The sequence below is a fragment of the Roseivirga spongicola genome, from assembly GCF_034376045.1.
GTDB lineage: Bacteria > Bacteroidota > Bacteroidia > Cytophagales > Cyclobacteriaceae > Roseivirga > Roseivirga spongicola.
In genome coordinates this window covers 2,851,763-2,872,985 of sequence record NZ_CP139724.1, presented here as the reverse complement: position 1 = coordinate 2,872,985, position 21,223 = coordinate 2,851,763, and the positions used below count along the sequence as shown (strand labels likewise).

The 21,223-nt window shown below is 39.6% G+C and carries 17 protein-coding genes; 6 read left to right on the top strand and 11 right to left on the bottom strand.

What is annotated here, in order from left to right; genetic code table 11:
* Together T7867_RS12785 and T7867_RS12780 are read left to right on the top strand one after the other, a co-directional pair.
* A complete protein-coding gene (locus T7867_RS12785; RefSeq protein ID WP_068223863.1) occupies positions 1–1,305 on the top strand; it encodes a DUF1015 domain-containing protein in 1,305 nt (434 codons plus the stop codon).
* A complete protein-coding gene (locus tag T7867_RS12780; RefSeq protein ID WP_068223866.1) occupies positions 1,271–1,840 on the top strand; it encodes a Maf family nucleotide pyrophosphatase in 570 nt (189 codons plus the stop codon). The genes T7867_RS12785 and T7867_RS12780 overlap by 35 nt, the downstream gene beginning before the upstream one ends.
* A gap of 109 nt (positions 1,841–1,949) precedes the next feature.
* Here T7867_RS12780 and T7867_RS12775 read toward each other — a convergent pair whose 3' ends face one another.
* Genes T7867_RS12775 through sdaAB form a run of 3 tightly spaced genes read right to left on the bottom strand, consistent with a single transcriptional unit; the run spans position 1,950 to position 5,482 of the window.
* Positions 1,950–3,332 (bottom strand): efflux RND transporter periplasmic adaptor subunit, encoded by a 1,383-nt coding sequence (locus T7867_RS12775; RefSeq protein WP_068223869.1) that lies wholly within the window; start codon positions 3,330–3,332, stop codon positions 1,950–1,952.
* 8 nt (positions 3,333–3,340) lie between these two features.
* Complete coding sequence (locus T7867_RS12770; protein WP_273514065.1) at positions 3,341–4,795, bottom strand: TolC family protein; 1,455 nt, start codon at positions 4,793–4,795, stop codon at positions 3,341–3,343.
* Between the two features lie 9 nt (positions 4,796–4,804).
* Entirely contained in the window at positions 4,805–5,482 is a 678-nt protein-coding gene (gene sdaAB, locus T7867_RS12765; RefSeq protein ID WP_273273619.1) for an L-serine ammonia-lyase, iron-sulfur-dependent subunit beta, read from the bottom strand.
* An 81-nt stretch (positions 5,483–5,563) separates the two neighbouring features.
* Between sdaAB and T7867_RS12760 the strand changes: the two genes are divergently transcribed.
* Positions 5,564–6,388 (top strand): aminotransferase class IV, encoded by an 825-nt coding sequence (locus T7867_RS12760; protein WP_273514067.1) that lies wholly within the window; start codon positions 5,564–5,566, stop codon positions 6,386–6,388.
* Here the strand turns inward: T7867_RS12760 and T7867_RS12755 are convergent.
* Positions 6,366–7,160: a thymidylate synthase gene (locus T7867_RS12755; protein ID WP_273514069.1), complete on the bottom strand. Its 795-nt coding sequence runs from the start codon at positions 7,158–7,160 to the stop codon at positions 6,366–6,368. The two genes, T7867_RS12760 and T7867_RS12755, sit on opposite strands and share 23 nt — an antisense overlap.
* Positions 7,161–7,190: 30 nt before the next feature.
* Between T7867_RS12755 and T7867_RS12750 the strand changes: the two genes are divergently transcribed.
* Positions 7,191–9,491, top strand: a complete 2,301-nt coding sequence (locus T7867_RS12750) for an efflux RND transporter permease subunit (RefSeq protein WP_273514071.1) — start codon at positions 7,191–7,193, stop codon at positions 9,489–9,491.
* Here the strand turns inward: T7867_RS12750 and T7867_RS12745 are convergent.
* The 7 genes from T7867_RS12745 to T7867_RS12715 all read right to left on the bottom strand — a co-directional run bounded on the left by T7867_RS12745 (position 9,488) and on the right by T7867_RS12715 (position 20,097).
* Complete coding sequence (locus tag T7867_RS12745; RefSeq protein ID WP_273273625.1) at positions 9,488–10,849, bottom strand: DUF5723 family protein; 1,362 nt, start codon at positions 10,847–10,849, stop codon at positions 9,488–9,490. The genes T7867_RS12750 and T7867_RS12745 overlap by 4 nt on opposite strands.
* A gap of 1 nt (position 10,850) precedes the next feature.
* Positions 10,851–12,470, bottom strand: a complete 1,620-nt coding sequence (locus T7867_RS12740) for a hypothetical protein (RefSeq protein ID WP_322299387.1) — start codon at positions 12,468–12,470, stop codon at positions 10,851–10,853.
* Positions 12,471–12,482: 12 nt separating this feature from the next.
* Positions 12,483–12,677 carry a PspC domain-containing protein gene (locus T7867_RS12735; RefSeq protein ID WP_068223895.1) on the bottom strand — a complete coding sequence of 65 codons (195 nt, stop codon included), beginning with the start codon at positions 12,675–12,677 and terminating at the stop codon, positions 12,483–12,485.
* A 21-nt stretch (positions 12,678–12,698) separates the two neighbouring features.
* Positions 12,699–13,703 carry an endonuclease/exonuclease/phosphatase family protein gene (locus T7867_RS12730; protein ID WP_273514077.1) on the bottom strand — a complete coding sequence of 335 codons (1,005 nt, stop codon included), beginning with the start codon at positions 13,701–13,703 and terminating at the stop codon, positions 12,699–12,701.
* 126 nt (positions 13,704–13,829) lie between these two features.
* The gene (locus T7867_RS12725) at positions 13,830–16,247 is read right to left on the bottom strand and encodes an ABC transporter permease (protein ID WP_185101291.1); all 2,418 of its coding nucleotides are present in this window, start codon (positions 16,245–16,247) and stop codon (positions 13,830–13,832) included.
* 250 nt (positions 16,248–16,497) lie between these two features.
* A complete protein-coding gene (locus tag T7867_RS12720) occupies positions 16,498–18,912 on the bottom strand; it encodes an ABC transporter permease (protein ID WP_068223904.1) in 2,415 nt (804 codons plus the stop codon).
* Positions 18,913–18,990: 78 nt separating this feature from the next.
* Positions 18,991–20,097 carry an alanine racemase gene (locus T7867_RS12715; protein ID WP_068223907.1) on the bottom strand — a complete coding sequence of 369 codons (1,107 nt, stop codon included), beginning with the start codon at positions 20,095–20,097 and terminating at the stop codon, positions 18,991–18,993.
* A 126-nt stretch (positions 20,098–20,223) separates the two neighbouring features.
* On the opposite strand from T7867_RS12715, the gene T7867_RS12710 reads away from it, so the two are divergent.
* Both T7867_RS12710 and T7867_RS12705 read left to right on the top strand, forming a co-directional pair.
* The gene (locus tag T7867_RS12710; RefSeq protein ID WP_068223910.1) at positions 20,224–21,075 is read left to right on the top strand and encodes an SPFH domain-containing protein; all 852 of its coding nucleotides are present in this window, start codon (positions 20,224–20,226) and stop codon (positions 21,073–21,075) included.
* A gap of 3 nt (positions 21,076–21,078) precedes the next feature.
* The gene (locus T7867_RS12705) at positions 21,079–21,222 is read left to right on the top strand and encodes a hypothetical protein (RefSeq protein WP_157717702.1); all 144 of its coding nucleotides are present in this window, start codon (positions 21,079–21,081) and stop codon (positions 21,220–21,222) included.
* Position 21,223: the final 1 nt, after the last annotated feature.

The window sequence follows — 21,223 nt, the reverse complement described above, 5'->3', positions numbered from 1 at the left end:
ATGGCTAAAATATTACCCTTTAAGGCATGGAGGTACAACGACAGACTTTCTAAGTCTATAGATCAGTTGACCTCCCCTCTTTTTGATGTTATTTCTCAAAAGCAACGTGATGCACTTTATGAAATAGAACATAACAGCATTCACTTGAGTGTGCCGCTTCATTCGGAAACTCCCGGACAGGCACAAAGAACCATTGCAAAGTGGAAAGCTGAAGGGGTAATTGAGCAAGATCCTATCCCAGGGATTTACGTTTATTACCAACATTTTTCGTTACCAGGAAGCAGTAAAAGCTACATCCGAAAAGGGTTTATTAGCTTCATAGAAGCTACCGACTGGGGTAAGCCAGACTCTGTCATTTTAAGGCATGAGAATACCATCCCTCACTCTGTTTCCGACAGAGTAGATGTTTTAAGGGCAACCGAACTGAACGTGAGCCCTACTCATGGCTTATACTTCGACCCCTCTTTTGAGCTAGAGAAATACATGGATGAGAGCCAACTCAACCCTATATACGAGACGGAGGACTATCAGGGAGTAAAAGATGTATTGTCAGTAATTCACGACAGGGCTGTTATTCAAAAGTTCATTGATAAGCTAGGGCCTGAAAAAATCATTTTGGCCGATGGTCACCATAGGTTAGAAAGCTCCATACAGTATCGTCAAGAAATGATGCAACAGAATGGGCACACTGGTGAAGAAGGGTATAACTATCACCTAATGTATCTTACCAATGGAGAGGCAGATGATTTAAGGATTCTCCCTACTCATAGGCTAATTAGTGGTATAGAGAACTTTAGCAGGGAAGAGTTTTTAAAGAAACTTGAGCCTTACTTCTTCTTTAAACCCATTGAAAACCCTTATGATATTGAAGAGATTATTCTTGGCAAACAATGGGCTTTTGGATTACTCTTCGATGATGAGACCATAAAAGTGAGACTCAAGCCAGAGGCTATATCGCTAATGGAATGGAAATTTCCGGAGGTTGTAAAAACTTTGGACCTCACGGTAATGCATTACTTCATTATTGAAAAGGCATTAGGTATACCGGGCAAAGAGCAGCGTGGGTCCAGGAACATCACCTTTGAAAGAAATTTTGCTACCTGCTTAACCAAGACCATTAAGAAGGAAGCTCAGTTTGCTATAATCACAAAGGAGATTAATATGGAAACCGTAAAGCAGGTTTGCACTTCTGGGTATACTTTACCTCAGAAATCAACTTACTTCTACCCTAAAGTGATTTGTGGCTATTTGTTCGGATCTATCAAAGAAGATGAATTTAAAATACCGTTTAATCCTTGGCAGTAAGTCTCCACGCAGGCAAGAGTTACTAGGCAGCCTTGACTTTCCTTTTAGGGTTGAAGTCAGATCAGTAGATGAGACCTTCCCTCATAACTTACCTGTTGAAGAACTAGCAGAATTTATAGCCGAAAAGAAAGCGGAAGCCTTCACAGATCTTAAGAGAGATGAGTTAGTAATAACCTCAGACACGGTGGTAGTTTGTAATGGCATAGCTCTTGCCAAACCTGCTAATGCTGAAGAAGCTAAGGGAATGCTCAGAATGCTTTCAGGAAAGACTCACCAAGTGATTACTGGTGTTTGTTTGAAGACTCCAGAAGATCAAAGATCATTCTCGGAAACTACTCATGTTCAGTTTGATGAGCTTTCTGAAGAAGAAATCGACTACTATATTGAAAAATACCGCCCCTTTGACAAAGCAGGTAGCTATGGTATACAAGAGTGGATTGGCATGATTGGCATCAAAGGCATTGAGGGAGATTATTATAACGTAATGGGTCTACCTCTTAACAGACTTTACCGAGAGTTAAAACAGTCTTTCTAAACTGGCAGAACACCATATAATTCGCCACTCTTTAAATACCCAAATACCTTGAAATAAAAAAAGCACCCCGAAAATCAGGATGCTTTTTGCATGTATTTATGAGTCAATATTAATTCGATGCTGTTGCAGGAGTACTAGGTCCAGACTTAGACATTTTCTCCACTAAGTCGCCATTCTTTAGTCGCTTACTCACTACAAAGAACGGACCTGAGATTACTTCCTGACCTTCTTCTAGACCTGATATAATCTCAATGTTATCAAAGTCACTAATCCCTGTTTTTACTTCAACCATCTTAGCAGTTCCGTTATCATTTACAAAAACCACTTCTTTTAGGTTATCATCATTAGCTATTGAAGTGCTAGCTGCTGTAGCTGCACCATCACCAGCAGGTGCTCCGCCTACTCTACCATCCATTTTAGGGTTTCTGGTAGTAACAGATGCTAAAGGCACTGACAAAATATTGGCCTTAGTAGTTGTGATAATCTCAACACTTGCAGTCATACCCGGACGGAATGGTGAAGGTCCGCTAATTTCAGAAAGTAAGTCATTGAAGCTTTCGTTCAAGATTCTAATCTCAACCTTAAATTCCGTTACCGCATCAGCAGAAGTCTTTGTATTGGCCGTATTAGCAATCTGAGTTACAATACCTTTAAACTTCTTCTCTTGCTGAGAGTAAGAGTCTACATCAATAATTGCGGTGTCTCCCTGATTTACACGGATAATGTCATTTTCATTCACATCTACCTCAACTTGCATTTGGTTAAGGTCTGCAATACGCATCATTTCAGTACCAGCCATTTGTTGAGTTCCTACAACACGCTCACCTTTCTCTACATTTAAAAGAGAGATAGTACCACTTGCAGGGGCACGGATAATGGTAAACCTTACATTCTCTTCAGCTTCATCCACAGTAGCTTGGCTTGATTTGATGATGTATTCTGCAGCCTTCACACTTTCCTCAGCAGCTTCCAAGTTATACTTAGCTGTTAAGTAATTAGAACGAGCAGTTTCATAATCAGCATCCGAGATTACATTTTCCTTCTTTAGCTCTTCTGCCCTCTTAAAGGCTAAATCGGCTTGAGTTAATTGAGCCTCACTTCTTGCCTTGCTTGCTTTAGAAGATGCTAAATTGGCCATTTGCTGATTTAGGTTTGCCTTAGCTCTATCTAATGCAGAAATCAGGTTATCAGGTCTAATTTTAACCAAAATCATTCCTTCTGTTACCGGATCTCCTTCTTCTACATTTAACTCTATAATTTCACCCGCTACATCTGGGCTAATAATAATTTCAGTAACTGGTTGAACTACTCCCGAAGCGGTAACCTTTTCTACAATGGTCTTCTTGCTCACTTCAGCCATTTCTACCTGGAGAGTTGTTGGGCCACCTATAAAGCCAGCCTGCTTACCTACTACTGCAAATACTAGAATTGCGGCAATTACTATCAGTAATATCCAGATAATCTTGTTTGATCCTTTTTTCTTCTTAGCCATGTTGTTTGTTAATCTAAAGTGATAGGGTTACCTAAATAAAAATCTAAAATTGTTGCACGGAAAATGTACTCGTATTTAGCGCGAACCAAATCAGTTCTTGCCGCAAATAAGTTATTGTTTGCCACTTGGTAATCTACAAAGTTTGCATCACCTACGTTGTATCTGCTTTCAATAGCTCTAAATGACTCCTCTAAAGCAGCCACTCTTTTCTCTGATGCTTCGAAAGACTTAAGGGCTGCAATAGCACTATTGTAAGCCGTTTCGATATTTTGTCTTAGGGTATTCTTAACCGTTTGTGCTTGAATTTCAGCTCTCTGCTTGTTGATCTCAGCTCTTTGTAAATTGGCCGAGTTGCTATATCTGCTGAATATTGGAACGTTTAGGTTCATTCTAACTGACTGCCCTAGGTTATCGTTAAACTGATCGAAAGTCTTGTAATCATCTGAGAACACAGACACAGTTCTAGTCGAAGGGTTAGAAAACACAGGATTATTAGAGCCTTGCACAAAACCTATCTCTTGAGATGGAACATTAACTGGCTCGGTTCTCAAAAACTCCCTTGCTTGGTCTGAATAGTTGGTTGAAATACTTGCGCTTAATGATAAAGTTGGAAGAAAAGCACCTTTAGAAATCTTTACTCCAACATCACCACTTTCGATACCCAGCTCTGCGCTTTTAACCTCTGGTTGATTTGATAATGCTATTTCATAAATCTTTGAAGGATCTTCCATAGCCAATTGAATGTCGTCTACCTCAATTTCTGGTGCTGCAACATTTAACTGTTGGTCTGCCGACATTTGCATTGCTTGCTTCAAATTAAGAATGGCAAGGTTCAGGGCATTTTCAGCATTAACAACTTGTACTTCATTAGAGGCGAATTGCGACTCTAAGTCCAACTGATTGGTTAAAGGGAGAGCCCCGGCCTGAACCTGTTTCTTTGTTCTTTCTAACTGAGCAGAAGTAATCTCTTTTTGATACTTCGCGTTTTCAAGTTGCTCTTTATTCAAAAGAACATTCAAAAAATTGGTAGCTACCTGAAGTCCAATATCGTTTTTGGCCTTTTCTAGATCAAAGGCACTTGCCTCTAGATTCAACTCGTTCTGCTTAATGGTATTTCTAAGAGTTCCTCCTCCAAAAAGGGTTACTGAAGAATTAGCAGAAAAACCACCTGTAGTAAAGTCTTGACTTACGAAAGAGTTAGACACCGGGTCAATACTTCTACCAAAAGACTTACCTACACTTCCTCCAGCACTTAAACTTGGCAATAAGGCCATTTTAGACTGCTTAAGAGCAATTTCATTGCTTACTTGGTTTAGCTGGTTATTTCTAACGTTTAGGTTATTCTCCCAGGCATAGGCAATACATTCTTCTAGCGTGAATGTTGTTTGACTTTCTTGACCTCGCGCCAGGTTGACACTGAAGAGCAATCCTAGCCCCAAAATAATTGTGTTCTTGAACTTCATTTTACTTGTTTAAAAATCTATGTCCGGAATAAATATGACCTCATTTATCCAGGGTAAATGCTTTAAATAATCTACAGTTATTTGTGGTGGCTTTGAGTCCATTTCAATTACATGGCAAGCCTGATCGTTTTTACCTTTTCTGTTAACCGACATTGAAGCAATGTTGCACTCATCGTTTGCTAGAATGGTTGCAATAAAAGCAATGGCTCCTTTTTTATCGTTTGCTAGAAGAATCATAGTAGTAATATTGGCGTTGAACCCAACTCCAAATCCATTTACTCCTACTATCTTAATTACACCACCTCCTCGGCTCTCACCAATCACCTCAATTTTTCTATCGCCCACAGAGGCAACCACTTTAACCGTGTTCGGATGCATGGTATTGGCATTACCTACCGACCTAAACTTGAACTCAAAACCAGCTGTCTCTGCATGATCGAATGCATTTCTGATTCGCTCATCGTCAGTTTTAAAATCTAATAAGCCTGCAATAATTGCCCTATCACTACCGTGACCTTCATAGGTGCGGGCAAATGAATTATAAAAAGTGATTTCTGCTGCTTCGGGGTTCTTGCCTAGAATTTTTCGCGCTACACGTCCAATTCTTACAACTCCTGCAGTATGAGAACTAGAAGGCCCTATCATTACAGGTCCTATCATATCAAACACACTACTTTGCTCTGCCATTTTGCGCTAACTTATACTTTCAATATTAGAGAAATATGCCCTACTTGATTTTCGATTCTGTTTAAAAGGTGAATACCTTCCATGAAAGCAATATTTAACTCCCGAATAATTGACACCTCCAAACCGCTGTTTTCTTCAAGCAATCGCGCATTTTGTTATGGAGACGGCCTATTCGAGACGATTGTTACAGCCGATAGTAGAATTGATTTAATCGGTGCTCATTTAGGACGACTGAAACGTGGCTGTGATGTGTTGGGAGTCAATTTCCCTAAAGAGTTGACTGAAGAATTTATTAGAGAAAGTATCCTTTCACTAAAACAAGAGAACAATCTGCAGGGCAACACCCGAACTAAAATACAGATTTGGCGAGAAGAGGGCGGCTTGTATTCACCTGAAAGTAATTCGGTGAATTACCTTATTGAATGTAAGCAGAGCTTGAAGCCTTTTTACAGGTCTATAAACAACGCGGGCATCTCCGAACATTATAAAACCCATCACTCCCCTATTTCATTTGCAAAAACCATGAATGCTTTAAATTACGTTTTGGCTGGTAAGGAAATGAAGGATAAGGGTTTTGACGAAATTATTTTAACCGATGGTCAGAACAATCTATCCGAAACTCATATTGCCAACCTCTTCTGGGCTAAAGGCAATAAGCTCTTCACTCCTCATTTAAGCACTGGTTGCATAGAAGGCGTAATGAGAAATGCGGTTATTAAAGCATCGCAATCTATTGGAATTGAGGTTGAAGAAACCCAAAAACCTGCCTCTACTTTAATGAAAGCAGACTCGGCTTTTGCCACCAATGCTTCAGGTATTACTTGGTTTAAGCATGTAAATGGAAAACAGTTTTCCAACCCTGAGGAATTGATTCAACCAATTCTTAAACTGCTACTTCAGCCTTAATGTGCGGATGTGGATCGTAATTCTGCAATTCGAAGTCTTCAAACTTAAAGTCGAACAGATCCTTCACATCAGGATTCAGTTTCATAGTTGGTAAAGGTCTGAAGTCTCGAGTAAGTTGAAGTTTAGCTTGATCCAGATGATTCGAATAAAGATGCACATCGCCAAAAGTATGCACAAACTCGCCAGGTTCTAAATCACAAACCTGAGCAATCATTAACACCAATAATGAATAAGACGCTATGTTGAAAGGCACACCTAAAAACACGTCTGCAGACCTTTGATACAACTGACAGCTCAGTTTCCCTTCAGCCACATAAAACTGGAACATGGTATGACAAGGAGGTAAGGCCATATTATCTACATCGGCCACATTCCATGCACTTACAATATGTCTTCTAGAGTTAGGATTCTTTTTGATCCCCTCTACTAATTTCTTAATCTGATCTATTGTACCACCATTTCCATCAGGCCAATTTCTCCACTGATAGCCATATACAGGACCTAAGTCTCCATTCTCATCAGCCCATTCATCCCAAATTCTCACACCATGATCTTTGAGGTACTTAATATTCGTATCTCCTTGAAGAAACCATAAAAGCTCGTGAATAATAGAGCGCAAATGAAGCTTCTTGGTGGTGACTACCGGAAAACCTTCTGAGAGATCGAAACGCATTTGGTAACCGAAAACACTTACCGTACCCGTGCCAGTACGATCGCCCTTTTGAACACCATTTTCCAAAATATATCTCATCAAGTCGTGGTATTGCCTCATTTTCTGCTGGGTATTTTTAGATTTGAACTAGTGAACAAATTAAAGCAAAATGTGGGTAAAGAGAAGCAAGATGTTCAGGAAAAAGGACTTCAGGTGAGTCTTCGGAATAAGCTCTACCCTAACCGAATAAAATCCATAACAGCACTTACCATAGTGCTCGCCCTTACTGTTTTCTTCGGTAGCAGATTAAGTGACCTCAGGTTTAACTATAGCTTCAACAGCTTTTTTCCGAAAGGCGATGATGACCTTGAATACTATGAGCAGTTTATTCAAGAATTTGGTCAGCACAATGATTTCCTATTTGTAGTTCTGAAAACCGAATACCCCATTCAGCCTTCGTTCATAGAAAAGGTAAATCAACTAAAGAATGTGCTCGAATCTATACCAGAAACGCAAAAGGTCACCAGCCCATTCGATTTAAAGGGTGTGCAAATAAACCCTTTAGGGGTAAATACATTCAACCTTATTAGCAGAAGCCAACCAACCGACCAAAGTAAACTGGAGGATTTAAAACTGCTTGGCCAACTCTTTGGAAGAGAAGATGAATCAGCCATGCTGATTTTGAGGCATCAAGAATTCTTAGACAAGAAACTAGCCGATTCTTATTACCTAGCCATTCTGCAGAGCATAAAAGACAGTGGTTTTAAAGATGCTATAGCTTCTGGAAAAATACAGATGCAGTATGATTTTACTCAGAAACTGGAAACAGAACTGGGTACCTTACTTATAGCTAGTCTAATTGTAGTCCTAGTGGTTTTACTGGCTTTATTTAGAAGCTTTAAAGGACTCATTTTACCCATTACAACTCTAGTACTGACTATTATCTGGACCATGGGTTTTATGGCTTGGACAGGCAAGCCCATAGACGTGATGGTAATAATGATTCCGGCCATTCTACTCATTATTGCGCTTTCCGATGTTATCCATTTCGTTCACAAGTATGACGAACTCAGAAACAAAGGCTTAGAATACACAGAGGCCATTCACAAAACTATTTTAACTATTGGAAAGGCTACTTTTCTAACCTCTGTTACCACAGCTATTGGGTTCATCAGTTTAGTTTTCATCCCTATAGGGCCAATAAGAGAGTTTGGTCTAATAACAGCCGCGGGAGTAATAATGGCTTTTCTAATTACTTTTCTAGTGCTACCTGCTTTACTCTATTTCTTTCCTTCAACAGTGGAAAGAAGGCTAAAAAGCAGATTTAATTGGGAACATATTCTAGGTACTGTACATGACAGAATTATCAAGAAAAAATCGCTATTAATAATCTGTGTATCTCTAGTTTCTATCGTTTTAATTGCGGGGATACCCAAACTCCACCTTTCAACAAGCCTAATTGTTGGCCTTCAAAAAAACGAGCCAGAACTTCAGAAAGTAGCCTACTTTGACAAAAATTTTGATGGATACAAACCCTTTGAGTTAGGGATTGAGCTGAACGCTGATGTCAACCTTCTTTCTCCGGAAGTCATAGCCAAAATGGCCAAACTAGAAAACTACCTCATAGAAGATTATGGAGTAGCGCATTTGCAGTCTCCACTGAACATCATCAGAGAAATTAACGCTGGTATAAACGGTGGTTCTAGAAAATACATTGAGCTCCCGAAAGCCGGTGATTTGAGGGGAGTAGCGAGATATTATAATTCGCCACGTTTGGAAGATCAGCGCCAGCAAATTCAGGCAAATGACGGAAAATTGATTCGAATGATAGGTAGAAACAAAGACGTAGGCAGCGCACACTACCTTAACCTTAACACCAAACTTGAGCAATTCCTTACTTCAGAAATTAATGGCGATGGCTTTGAAGCGAGAATTACTGGGGCCTCCTATCTTATCGACAAAACTGATGAATATGTAGTTTCTGCGCTTTTGAAAGGCATTGGCTTCGCGCTTCTATCGGTTTCTGTCTTTATCCTAATCTTCTTTAAGAGTTTGCGTTTGGCCATATATACACTTGTACCCAACTTAATACCTATCGCAATTTTATTTGGACTTATGGGGTGGTTTGGAGTACACTTGAATATTTCTACGGCAATCATTTTTACTGTAGCCTTAGGCATAGCTATAGATGATAGTATTCACTTTATAGCACGGTATAAATTAGAAAGAGACACCCACACCAATAAGGAGGCCATAAAAAATGCTTTTACCGGAACTGGCAAAAGCATTCTTGTAACTTCTATTGTAATAGTTTTAGGCTTCTCTGTATTCCTGAGTTCAGGTTTTTCGGCCTCTTATTATCTTGGCTTCTTTATTGTCTTGGCTGCTATAATTGCATTGTTGCTAGACCTTATCATTCTGCCAATAATACTTTCTAAAAGAAAAGGCTAAAGTTCATCTAGGTCTACCACATCGGGCTTTTTAAACCACTTCTTGTAACCAAACATTAGATTTAACCCAAACCTGAAGTCGGCTTTAGAATACTGTTCTGGTTTATTGGTAACCAAAACATTATCCATAGCAAGGTAGAGCTGAACTGGGCCAATATTGGTTCCTAAATTGGCGCCAAAGTTAAAGTCATTTTCTCCTCTCATGCTACCTAAAACACCCACCACAAATTTATCGAACTTGTGATTATAAGCTAAGGCGTAATTAGCCTTCATGTGACTTAAGGCATCTCGCTTAAAATAAAGGAGCGAGAATCTATCGTTCGGAGTTAGGTACACCGAAGTGGAAAGATACATCCTCCTAGCCATTGTAGTTGAAAACTCATTTTGAGTTTCGTTAGATGTAAACTTATTGGTAAGGCTGTCTTGAATGGCATCTGCTGTTTCATCTTGATTTCGAAGATCTATTCCCGTAAAAGTGAAGTCAGTGTCTTCCGTATTATAGTTTCTAACCTCATCTGTCCAGTTAATCTTTCCTATATCATTCACAGCAGCCTCAACCTCTAACCAGTGAAGTGGTTTGTACTTAGCGCCAATATCGAAAGCCACGGTACGGTTGCCATTAGATACCATGTATGACGACATGTCTGAACCTTCATCATCAGAATCTCCTCCAAAGAAGCCAAATCCAGCAGTATTTACGGTTCCATTTTGTACCTGAACTTGCCAGCTGTAGTCATTGGCATCGGTAGTTAGTCTTAAGCCTGCGTCTTCTTCAATTGAAGCATGATACATACCGGTTACTAACTTGATTCTACCTCCTACTACAAGTTTTTCATTCAAAAACTTTCGGGCATACCCAAAGCCTACTTCATGAAAGGCGTCTATCCGAACAGTACTGCCTGTAAAATCTAAAGTAGCGCCTATACTGTTTGAATTTCCATTGGCCAAGAATTCAATCAGATCTTTATTATAAACAAAGTCTACATTGGCTCTAACATTGGAAAAAATATGGAATCCTCCTTTTTTGGTTTTAAACCCTAGGTGAAGTGCATTTAGGTCTACCTGAACATTAATATTATTTCGCTCTAGTGCTACACCGTTCAACACATCAAAATTAATGCTCAGGTCATTTTGCCCAGGAGCTTTGTATAACAGTTCTTCCAATTTTACATCTCCCTGCACCGTTACTCCAACATTGGTAGGAAGGCCTAACGTAAAGCTATTATTAGGGATAAATGCAGGTTGAAAATTAGCAGTCTGCGGTACTATATCTCTTAACTGATAAAATGATAGAAACCCTTGTGCCGATGCACTGAAGGAAACTACTATGGCGAGTATTAAAAGTATATGCTTTCTCATCTTAGTTTCCATTAGCGTTTACAACTATATCTAATTGACCCGAGACTTTAAACTTCAGTTCGTAATCATCGAACAGTTTAACATTGGCTCCTTGGTCTGCATCGGTAGTGGTAAGAGTAACCAGCAACAAAATGGTCTCTGCATCCTTAATTGACTGAATATCGTCTTCTTCCAACACAAAGTCGGCAGTAGCTCGTGCAGGTTCATTGGTTCTTCCCTTAGTACCTACCTCAGCTCCTTCAAACACAGCTTGCTCATCTACAGAATGTAAGAGGTTATTATTGGCTCCAAGAAACTGTATTTCTACTTTACCTCCCATTGGAATGTAATTTTCAGAAGCCAAGCGAATCATCAGTCTCTTTGCCTGATCAATATCTTCTGGTGGAGAAAAAGGCATGCTCTCTTCGGCCTGCAAGCCATCGAGCGTCATGTCAAAAGGAATTTCAATGTCAACTCCAACATCTAGTATACTCTGATCATTGATGAAGTTATATTGAAATGGGACACCATTTGGATTAGATGTAGCCTTAACATCTACTACTATTCTTTCTGGTTGTAAGCTGAGTAAGTCAACCAAGTTCGAGTTGCTGTTATTTACTTCAATTTCCGTAGTTCTTGTTTGGCCTTCATTTACCAACCGAGGACCAGCCACTGCGTTTAACTGATTTATAATATCACCCTCCAGCGATAAACTTTGACCATCGGAGTTAGTTGCCGTTATATTTTGAAAATCTACCCCTAAAGGAAACCCGAAACTGTTATTGAACACAAAGTTCACCTTTGGATCTGCAAAGGTAATTCCGCCAGTATCGAACTGCTTAAAGAAGTCGAAATTCACTATTTCAAAACTCACCTCTAACTCTTGAGAATCTACAAAGCCATAAATAGCATCGAACTTAGTGTTGGTCATAGCTAAGTTGAATGACACTCTATCTGTATCTGATATTGAACTAGAAGGTGTAACTTCAACATCGTAGGTAATCTCTACCAAAAACTTATTAGAAGCGGGGTTTCCATCACTATCTAAGTGAAAATACCCTACATAACCATCTAGAGGTTCTGTTTCACTGAAACTATTATTTGAAGAGCTTAGCGAACCAGACATTACTAAGGGAGCATCGGACGTCTCTAATGAAGTAAAGGTGGCTACAAAGTCAATATTAGCATTGAAATCTGACTCTACCGAAAATTCAAAAGAACCTGATTGAAAAAATATGCTATCATACTCTTCAGCTCCTCGTTGGGTCAAATCAAATTCATAAGACTCTGAAACAGTAACCACTGTAGTTGTTGGCGGATTACTGATATTAACTCCGCTAGGTAGAGAAGAACCAAAACTCTGATCTGGTACTTGCAAAAACTCTTGAGCACCTTGAGATTGTAGCTGTTCTGAGTAAACAATGGTTACAACTCCTTCATTATTAGAAGTTACTCCAGCATTTGCATCGTTCAACTGTTCGAACAACTCGTCTACTGTGTAATTGAGTTCTCCAAACGCTACGGCAATAGATGGATCAAAAATTATGTTGTCATCGAATTCGGCATTTTCAAAATACTGTACATTGCATGCCACCAGAACTGCGCTCAGTCCCAATGTACAGAGTGTTATTAGCTTTTTCATGTTGAGGTTGTGCTATTTCTCTGGCATGACAGCCCATAGAATTAAGTACACAATGATTCCTGGAAAAGCAGCACTAAAGAAGGAAACTAAAACATAAAGCACTCTTACTTGGGTTGCATCCCAGCCTAGCCATTCAGCCAAACCTGCACATACACCTGCTACTACCTTATTTTCACGCGAACGAAATAACTTGTTGTTGCCAGCCATAAAAATTGATTAGCTCACAATTTAAGGAGTTATCTCATATTTTCCGATTAACGGAAAATGATCGGAATAATAAATATCATTTATTGTGTTCAATGAACGAGCGGTTAATCCTTTGGAATAGAATTGATTATCTATTCTTAGAAATGGAATTTTTCCGTTATAGGTTATCCCAAAACCACTTCCTACCTCTTCAAAGGCATTTTTGAAGCGCTTTTTGAATTGGAAGTAATTGTAGCTAAAAGGCACATCATTAAAGTCTCCCGCAATTATGACAGGATACTTAGTTTTCTCTACATGGTCAAAGAGCGTATTGATTTGTCTGGTTCTGTAAGAAGATGCATTAACGAAGCGCCTACTTACATCTTCATATTCGGCTTTGAGCCCCTCAGTATCTTGAATTTTATCTGGGTTAATCCCCATCGACTCTAGGTGAATGCTATACACGCGAATGGTATCATTTTTCACCTTGAGGTCGGCAAAACGAATATTATTGAGCTCTTCTTCAGAAAGAATCAAACCATCGTTCACTATTGGAAACTTGGAGAAAATGGCGACATGGAAATTATTCTTACTCATGGATAAGTTATAGCCGCCCATTTCAGCAATTCGAGAAGCAATATTCTTAGAAGGATAAAACTCTTGAAAACAGAGAATGTCTGCATCTGTTTCAGCAATCCAATCCAACACCTCAGAATAGTTATCCTTTTTGGCGTCCGTAAACCATTTCACATTGTAGTTGAGCAAACTTACTGTTTCTCCCACAGGCTCTACTGGACCTGAAAAAGAAAGCCCTACTCGCATAAAAGGAAATGCTATAACCAAAAGTAATAGAGCCATAAAGCCCGACTTCCACTTAAAAACGAGGGCTAGGAGAAGATATATCAGGTTGAAAAGAATAAGAATAGGTACCCCAAAAGAAACCAGACCTGAGTACTTAAAGAACAAAGGAGAAACTAAGACACTCGAATAAATTAGCAGGGTTCCGAAAAACCAAATAATAAGAGGTAACCTAAGAATCGCCTTCATCTAGAGTTTTCAATCACTATTCTAACAAGTTTAGAGTGATTTTCTTGTAACTCAAAGCGCAAAAATAATAAAGAGCCAAGGCAGTTGGCTAAGCCGTTGACTACCTTGACCCTACAATCTTAAAATCTATTCGCTTCTTAACGCTTTAACCGGGTTTCCCATGGCTGCTTTAAGCGATTGATAACTCATGGTAAGCAAGGCTATGAACAAAGCTCCTACAGCTGTAACCGCAAAAACATACCAACCAATAACCGTTCTATATTCGAAACCAGACAACCAAGAATTCATAAAATACCAAGCTAAAGGGGCTCCAATTACGAATGCAATTAAAACCAACTTACCCATGTCTTTCGAAAGCAAGAAAACCAATTGACCAACATTTGCCCCGAGCACTTTTCTTATTCCCACCTCTTTAATTCTGTTTTCTGCAGTGTATGAAGCCAGACCAAATAAGCCCAAACAAGCTATTAGAATAGCTAGACCGGCAAACACTCCAAATATTCGTCCTAAACGTTGTTCGGTATCATAAATTCGGTTGAATCTATCGTCTAGAAAAGATGTCTCAAATGGTTGATTTGGAGCCAAGCGAGTCCACGAATCTTCAACTTTGGCTATCAAACCAGAGTAATCATTGGTGTTCACTTTAATACTCATTAAACCTGCATTATCTCCAAGCATCATGCACATAGGGGCAATTCTATCTTTAAGGGTTCTGTAATGAAAGTCTTTCACTACTCCCACCACTTTAAGTCCTTGTATGGTTCCTTGCATGTCTACAAAGTTGCCAATGGCTTGGCCTATCGGATCTTCGAACCCAAACTCTTTCACAGCGGCTTCATTAATTATAATACCAAGCGAATCGGTGGCAAAATCTTTGGAAAAGCTTCTCCCAGCCACCATTTCCATTCCCATAGTCTCTATATAATCATGGTCTACATACCAATTACTCATGAGCACCTGATTATCTTGCGAAGCCACTAACCCTTTTATAAACACATTCATGTTGTTATTTGAAGGTGTGGGCAAATAGCCAGAAACTGAAACCGATTTTACTTCTGGAAAGGTCTGTATTTCGGTTTTTAAAGCCTGTACGTTAGACCTAGCTAGGTAAGCGTCATTGATAATTAAAACCTGGTCTCTATCGAAGCCCAAACTCTTATTCTGAATAAAGTTTAGTTGGTTAAGAATTACCAAAGTACCAATTACCAAAAAGATGGAAGTACAGAATTGAACTACTACCAATACATTCCTTAATGCACCACTTTTCATTCCTCCACTAAGACTTCCTTTTAGCACTTTTACAGGTTGAAAAGCCGAAAGGAAAAACGCTGGGTAACTACCGGCTAACAAACCAACCATTAGCACGCCTAAAAAGACGCTTCCTAGAAAAACGGGATTGGCAAAAGGAATACTTAACTCCTTGTTAGATAAATCATTGAAGAAAGGAAGAGCCACATACGCAAGGCCAATAGCTAAGAGAAATGATAGAAAGCTAATCAACAATGATTCTGCCAAAAACTGATTTACAAGTTGCAGTTTCAATGAACCTAAAACCTTTCTCACTCCTACTTCTTTAGCTCTATGTGCCGATCTGGCCGTGGCCAAATTCATGAAATTAATGCACGCAATGAGTAGAATAAATAAAGCAATGGCAGAAAAGATGTACACGTATTTTATGTCACCATTTGCAGCAAGTTCCCCTTGAAGATCTGAATGCAAATGAATATCAGTAAGTGGCTGCATATCAAAAGCCATATCTGATCCGGCATCACCCATTTCATCCCAATCCATGTTCATGAACTGCTTCAACTCCGGGCCTACGTATCTCTTCAACATTTCTGGAAAACGTGCCTGCATAGAAGCTATATCAGCATCTTCAGTAAGCACCACATAAGTCTGAAAATTCATACTTAACCACATAGGTCGTTTCGCTTCATCTAAGGTCTCCATAGACCCTAGCACATCGAATTCGAAGTGAGAGTTTTTAGGAACATCTTTAAAAACTCCTGTAACGCTATAGTCTTTATTAGAACCAAACTCAATGGTTTTACCAATTGGGTCTTCGCTACCAAAATACTTCTTGGCAGCAGTTTCGCTCATTACAAGAGACTTCGGATTGACCAAAGCAGTCTCGGGGTCACCCAAGACCAAGTCCATATCGAAAATGCTAAGAATGGAATGATCTGCCCAAACGAAATTTTCTTCCTTAAATACATTTTCACCATAACGAATAAAAGGAGAACCATTTCCTCTGAACCTACCATATTCTACAACTTCAGGGTAGTCGTCTAACATGGCTTTTCCAACAGAAGGCCCCACTACAGCCAAGTCGAAAGAAGAGCCATTCAGTGCTCCTGACATGGTAAGCCTATGAATTCTATCGGCCTTTTCGAAGTGCTTATCATAGCTGAGCTCATCGGTAACAAAAAGCATTATGAGAATGCAGCAAGCAATGCCAATGGCCAGACCAGAAATGTTGAGTAATGAATAGAACTTATTTCTTAATAAGCTCCTGAACGCGACCTTCAGATAATTACGATACATGTTTGTGTTGTTTGAGTTTTGACGATATAAAGGAAGAGTAAAAGACAAAAAGTCTATAGTGCCATTCGGTAAACCAACGCTACGCATCGGTAAGAAGAAAAAATGGCTGTCTCAACAGCTGACTTACACATCCAGTTCCCTCCCGATTCATCGGGAAGGAACCTGTCAAAAGCATCTTCAAAAACCCTTAGTTATTGACAGTAAAGCTGTTAATGAACAAAACTAGTAGCCACTGAGACAGCCGCCAGTTTTATTCATTTCTCAAGGCTTTAACCGGGTTACCTGTAGCCACTTTTATTGATTGATAGCTCATAGTTATAAGGGCCACTAGCAACGCGCTTACTCCTGCCAATATAAAGGCGGTCACACTAATAGGCGGCCTATAAGCAAATGATTGAAGCCAGAGGTCTACACCATACCAGCCTACGGCCGAAGCAATTATGAATGAGATAATTATAAGTATTGACACTTCTTTACTCATTAGGTAGATGAGCTGGCCCAGTGAAGCACCAAGAACTTTTCTTATGCCAACTTCTTTGGTTTTCTGCTGAGCTGTGAAGGCTGCCAAACCAAACAAACCTAAGCAGGCAATAATAATGGCTAGAGTGGCGAAAATGGAGAATATTTCACCCAACTGACTTTCGGCTTCATACATATTTCCGAACCTATCGTCTAAAAAGCTATACTCAAATGGTTGATCTGCAGCCATTTCATCCCAAGCGGCCTTAGCATCATCTATCACCTGTTGATAGTTAGCAGAATTGAGGCGCATGGCCATATATCCTCGCTGAGAGCCTAACCGCATAATTAAGGGACCAATTTCTGCCTTTAATGACTCAAAGTGAAAGTCTTCAATAATGCCTATGACCTTATATCTGTCTAAACTAGACCCATCATTATTGAAATCTCCGATTACAGCATTTTCAAGATCATCGATACCATAAACCTGTGCAGCCTTTTCGTTAATAACCATAGTCATGGAATCAGTAGGAATGTCTTTATCAAAAAATCTTCCAGCCTTTAGCGTTAAACCAAAAACCTCAGCATAAGTATCTTCTACATACCAGTTTTGCGAAACTTGTCCCCTATCTTGATCTACAATGGCATCTGGAAAAAACACCGTAGATGACCTACTACTATATGTAGGTAAATACCATGTGGCACTTACACTTTCTACATTAGCATTACTCAGCGTTCTGTTTTTGTAAGGCTCAAAATTTTCGCCCAACAGATAGGTATTATGTACTAGTAGAACTTGGTCTTTCTCAAAACCTAGTTTCTTATTTTGAATATAGTTCAGTTGATTGAGGATACTGAACGTACCGATGATTAAGAGAATAGAAATAAAGAACTGAAAGGTGACCAGTGTTTTTCGTAAACCGCCACTTTTCATACCCATGCTCACATTCCCCTTAAGCACCTTTACAGGCGTGAACGCAGATAGGAAAAATGCAGGATAGATTCCGGCCAAGAAACCTACTATTAATGAACCTAATACCACAAAAGGAAGGCTCTCTAAAAAGCTCAAGCTCATTTGTCGCTCAGCAAAATCATTGAAGAATGGTAATACAACAATGGCAATGGCCAGACCTATTAGGCCACTCAAGAAAGTAATAAGAACAGATTCTGAAATGAATTGGAAAATCAACTGCTCTCTTAGAGAGCCCATCACCTTTCTTACCCCTACTTCTTTAGCTCTATTAGCGCTTCTGGCAGTAGAGAGGTTCATAAAGTTGATACAAGCTATTATGAGAATGAAAGCGGCTATTGCAGAAAAAATGTAGACATAAGTAATATCGGCCTCAGGTTCAAAACCACCATAACCGTCCGACTTTAAATGCACATCGGCCAAAGGTTGCAGAAAGTAGTTAAAGCTATTACCAGCCTGCAAAAACTGATCATAAGTCATGTCTAGATACTGTTTGAATTCAACGCCCATCTTTTCAATGGCAATCTCATTCATTTGAGCCTGTACACCCTCTACACTGGCATTTTCATTCAATACCAGATAGGTATCGTAATTCTGATTCAACCATTCCTGACCATTGTATTCATCTTCTCGCGTAATAAATGAGAGAATCATATTGAACCGAAAATGACTATTTGCAGGAATGTCTTCATAAACTCCTGCAACTGTCCAATCGCTGTCATTATCTAAACGTACCACCTTACCCACAGGATCTTGAGTACCGAAGTACTTTGTAGCTAAAGTTTGGCTCAATACCAGATGATTTTTTCTACTTAGCACTTCTTCAGGGTTGCCCTGAATGAGCTTTACTTTAAAAACATCGAAGAAAGTTTCGTCAGAGAAAACCACCCTCTCTTCATTAAAAACCTTCTCTTCATATTTAACAATCCAGCTACCTGTGCTACGCATGCGTAAACGCTGCTCAACACCCGGAATCTGATCTCTATAAGTGGTTCCTGCAGGAGCAGGACATTCGGCTCCGGTGAAATCTCTACCATTAAAACTGCCGTCTATTATTATTCGGTAAATATTCTCGTGTCCTTGAAAGTGCTTGTCATAACTCAGTTCGTAGCGAACATAAGTGACGATCAATAAACAACAAGCTATCCCAATAGCCAGACCTGAAATGTTGAGGAAGGAGAAGAACTTGTCTTTCCAAATGCTTCTTAAAGCAATTTTGAAGTAATTTTTTAACATGGTTGTTGATTTGAGTTTTGACCTTGGCTTGCACCTTTGGACGCAAGACGTTGGTAAACTCAACCAAGTTGCATGAGACTAAGAATTTTCTAAATGCTCATAAACCTTCCCATCTAGGGTTAAGTAAGACTTTAACAGATTGGCTGTTAGACAAGAGTGTATGGGTAGAAAACCCAAAACATCACCAATTTGGATAGTATTGAACGTTTCTTGGTTAACTGTAAGCACACCGTGCTCTTGAGAAAGGGAGGTGAGTTTAGCCTCTGAAATTATCTGTGACCAACCATCTTCCGCAAGAATAACCAATTCGCCAAAGAACTTTCGCTCCTGATCATCGAACAAATGGTCTTTAGAAAAGTGAACCGCACCACCATGTACAACTATCTGATTTCTCTCCTCATATTTGGCCACAACAGGACAAGCAACGGCTACTGCAATGTCCGATTCATCACAAACATTGAGGTAATTCATTACTAAATCGTAGAAGATGAAATTACCAGGCCCAATTTCGTCTACTCCGTCCATATCTTCAACAACTGTACAGCCAGGAGTATCTCCCATTCTCACCTTTAAGTCTGGAGCCAAGGGCAAAATAGCATTCTTTAGCCCATTTACTTTTTTAATAGCTGCAGCCCAAATCTGTCTAATCTCTTCAATATTGTCTGTTTGGTAAGTATTACCTGGGTGGCAATACAAACCATAGAAGTCCATATAAGCGTCTTCTTTCAGCTCGGTCAAAAGACTCTTAATCAAATCTGTTTCAGCAGAATCTATTCCAGATCTATTATAACCTGCATCAACCTCTACCAACACGTTGACCTTGCCTGAGAACCTACCTGCCAATATGGAAACCACAGCCGGGTCTGAAACCAATATAGTGAGTGCTCCCCCCTGTTCAATAAGCTGGTTAGCAACATCTATTTCTAAAGGGTTGAATGGAAATGCCACGGTTATGTCGTTCCAGCCGTTTTGGGCAAAGTATTCAGCCATCTTCATAGATGAAACGGTGATCTTCTTTACTCCCTTCTCTTTAATCAGTTGACCTATTTCTTTAGACTGATGAGTCTTGAAATGTGGTATTAGCTCAGTTCCTGTTCTTTCAGCCTTTTCAAGCATTCGCTGAAGGTTAGCTAACATTTTATTTTCATCGAGTAAAAGGGTCGGTCTAGTGATTTTCAGTTCCATACTTGAATTACGCTGTTTGTCTAGTCTTGAAAAAATTTTTCGGCCAAAAGCCAACCTTTTTCAAAATCACTCCGTAAATTCAACAACAATTTGATATCATTTTAATATCACTTTAAATTCAACACCATGAAAAACGAAACACCTTATAAGCCTAGCTCTGGTTTTGGAATGCTAGCCATAGCCTTCCTCATTTTTGCTGCCGGAGTAGCTGGTTTAGCCATCACTAGAAATCCATACTTTGGCATTCTATTCATTCTATTTCTGTTTATGCTTCCCGGATTTTTTGTGGTTCAACCCAATCAATCGAGGGTATTAATCTTCTTTGGCGACTACCGAGGCACTGCTAAAGAAAATGGCTTCTTCTGGGTTAATCCTTTCTTTACCAAAAAGAAAATATCGCTTAGAGCACATAATTTCGATAGCGAAAGGGTAAAGGTGAATGACAAACTCGGGAACCCCATTCTCATTTCTGTGATTTTGGTTTGGCAGGTAGAAGAAACTTATAAAGCAGCTTTCGAGGTAAATGATTATACCCACTTCGTGCGTGTTCAGACGGATGCAGCGGTGAGAAAACTGGCCAATACTTACGCCTATGACAACTTTGAAGATGACAGTGAAATCACGCTTCGATCTGGAATGGAAGAAGTAAATCATGACCTTGAAGGCGAGTTGTCTGAAAGGTTGGCTATAGCGGGCATTAAGGTAATTGAGGCAAGAATTGGTTACTTGGCCTATGCCGAAGAAATTGCGAGTGCCATGCTTCAAAGACAGCAGGCCACCGCCATTGTTGCCGCTAGGTATAAGATTGTAGAAGGTGCTGTGGGCATGGTTGAATCTGCTCTTGAAGAGTTGAACAAGAAGCAGATTGTAGACCTAGATGAGGAAAAGAAGGCAGCCATGGTAAGCAACCTTATGGTGGTGCTTTGCTCGGACAAATCGGCCTCTCCGGTTGTTAATGCAGGAACACTAAATCATTAAGCCATGCAGTATAAAATCATTCAAAAAGGTCCGTTTGAAAAAGTGGAAAAGTTCGAAAAGCGATTGAATGAAATGGCTATGTCGGGCTGGAGAATTGTGACATCGCTGGGAGACTTTTATTTAGTGCTCGGCAAAGAGAAATATTGAT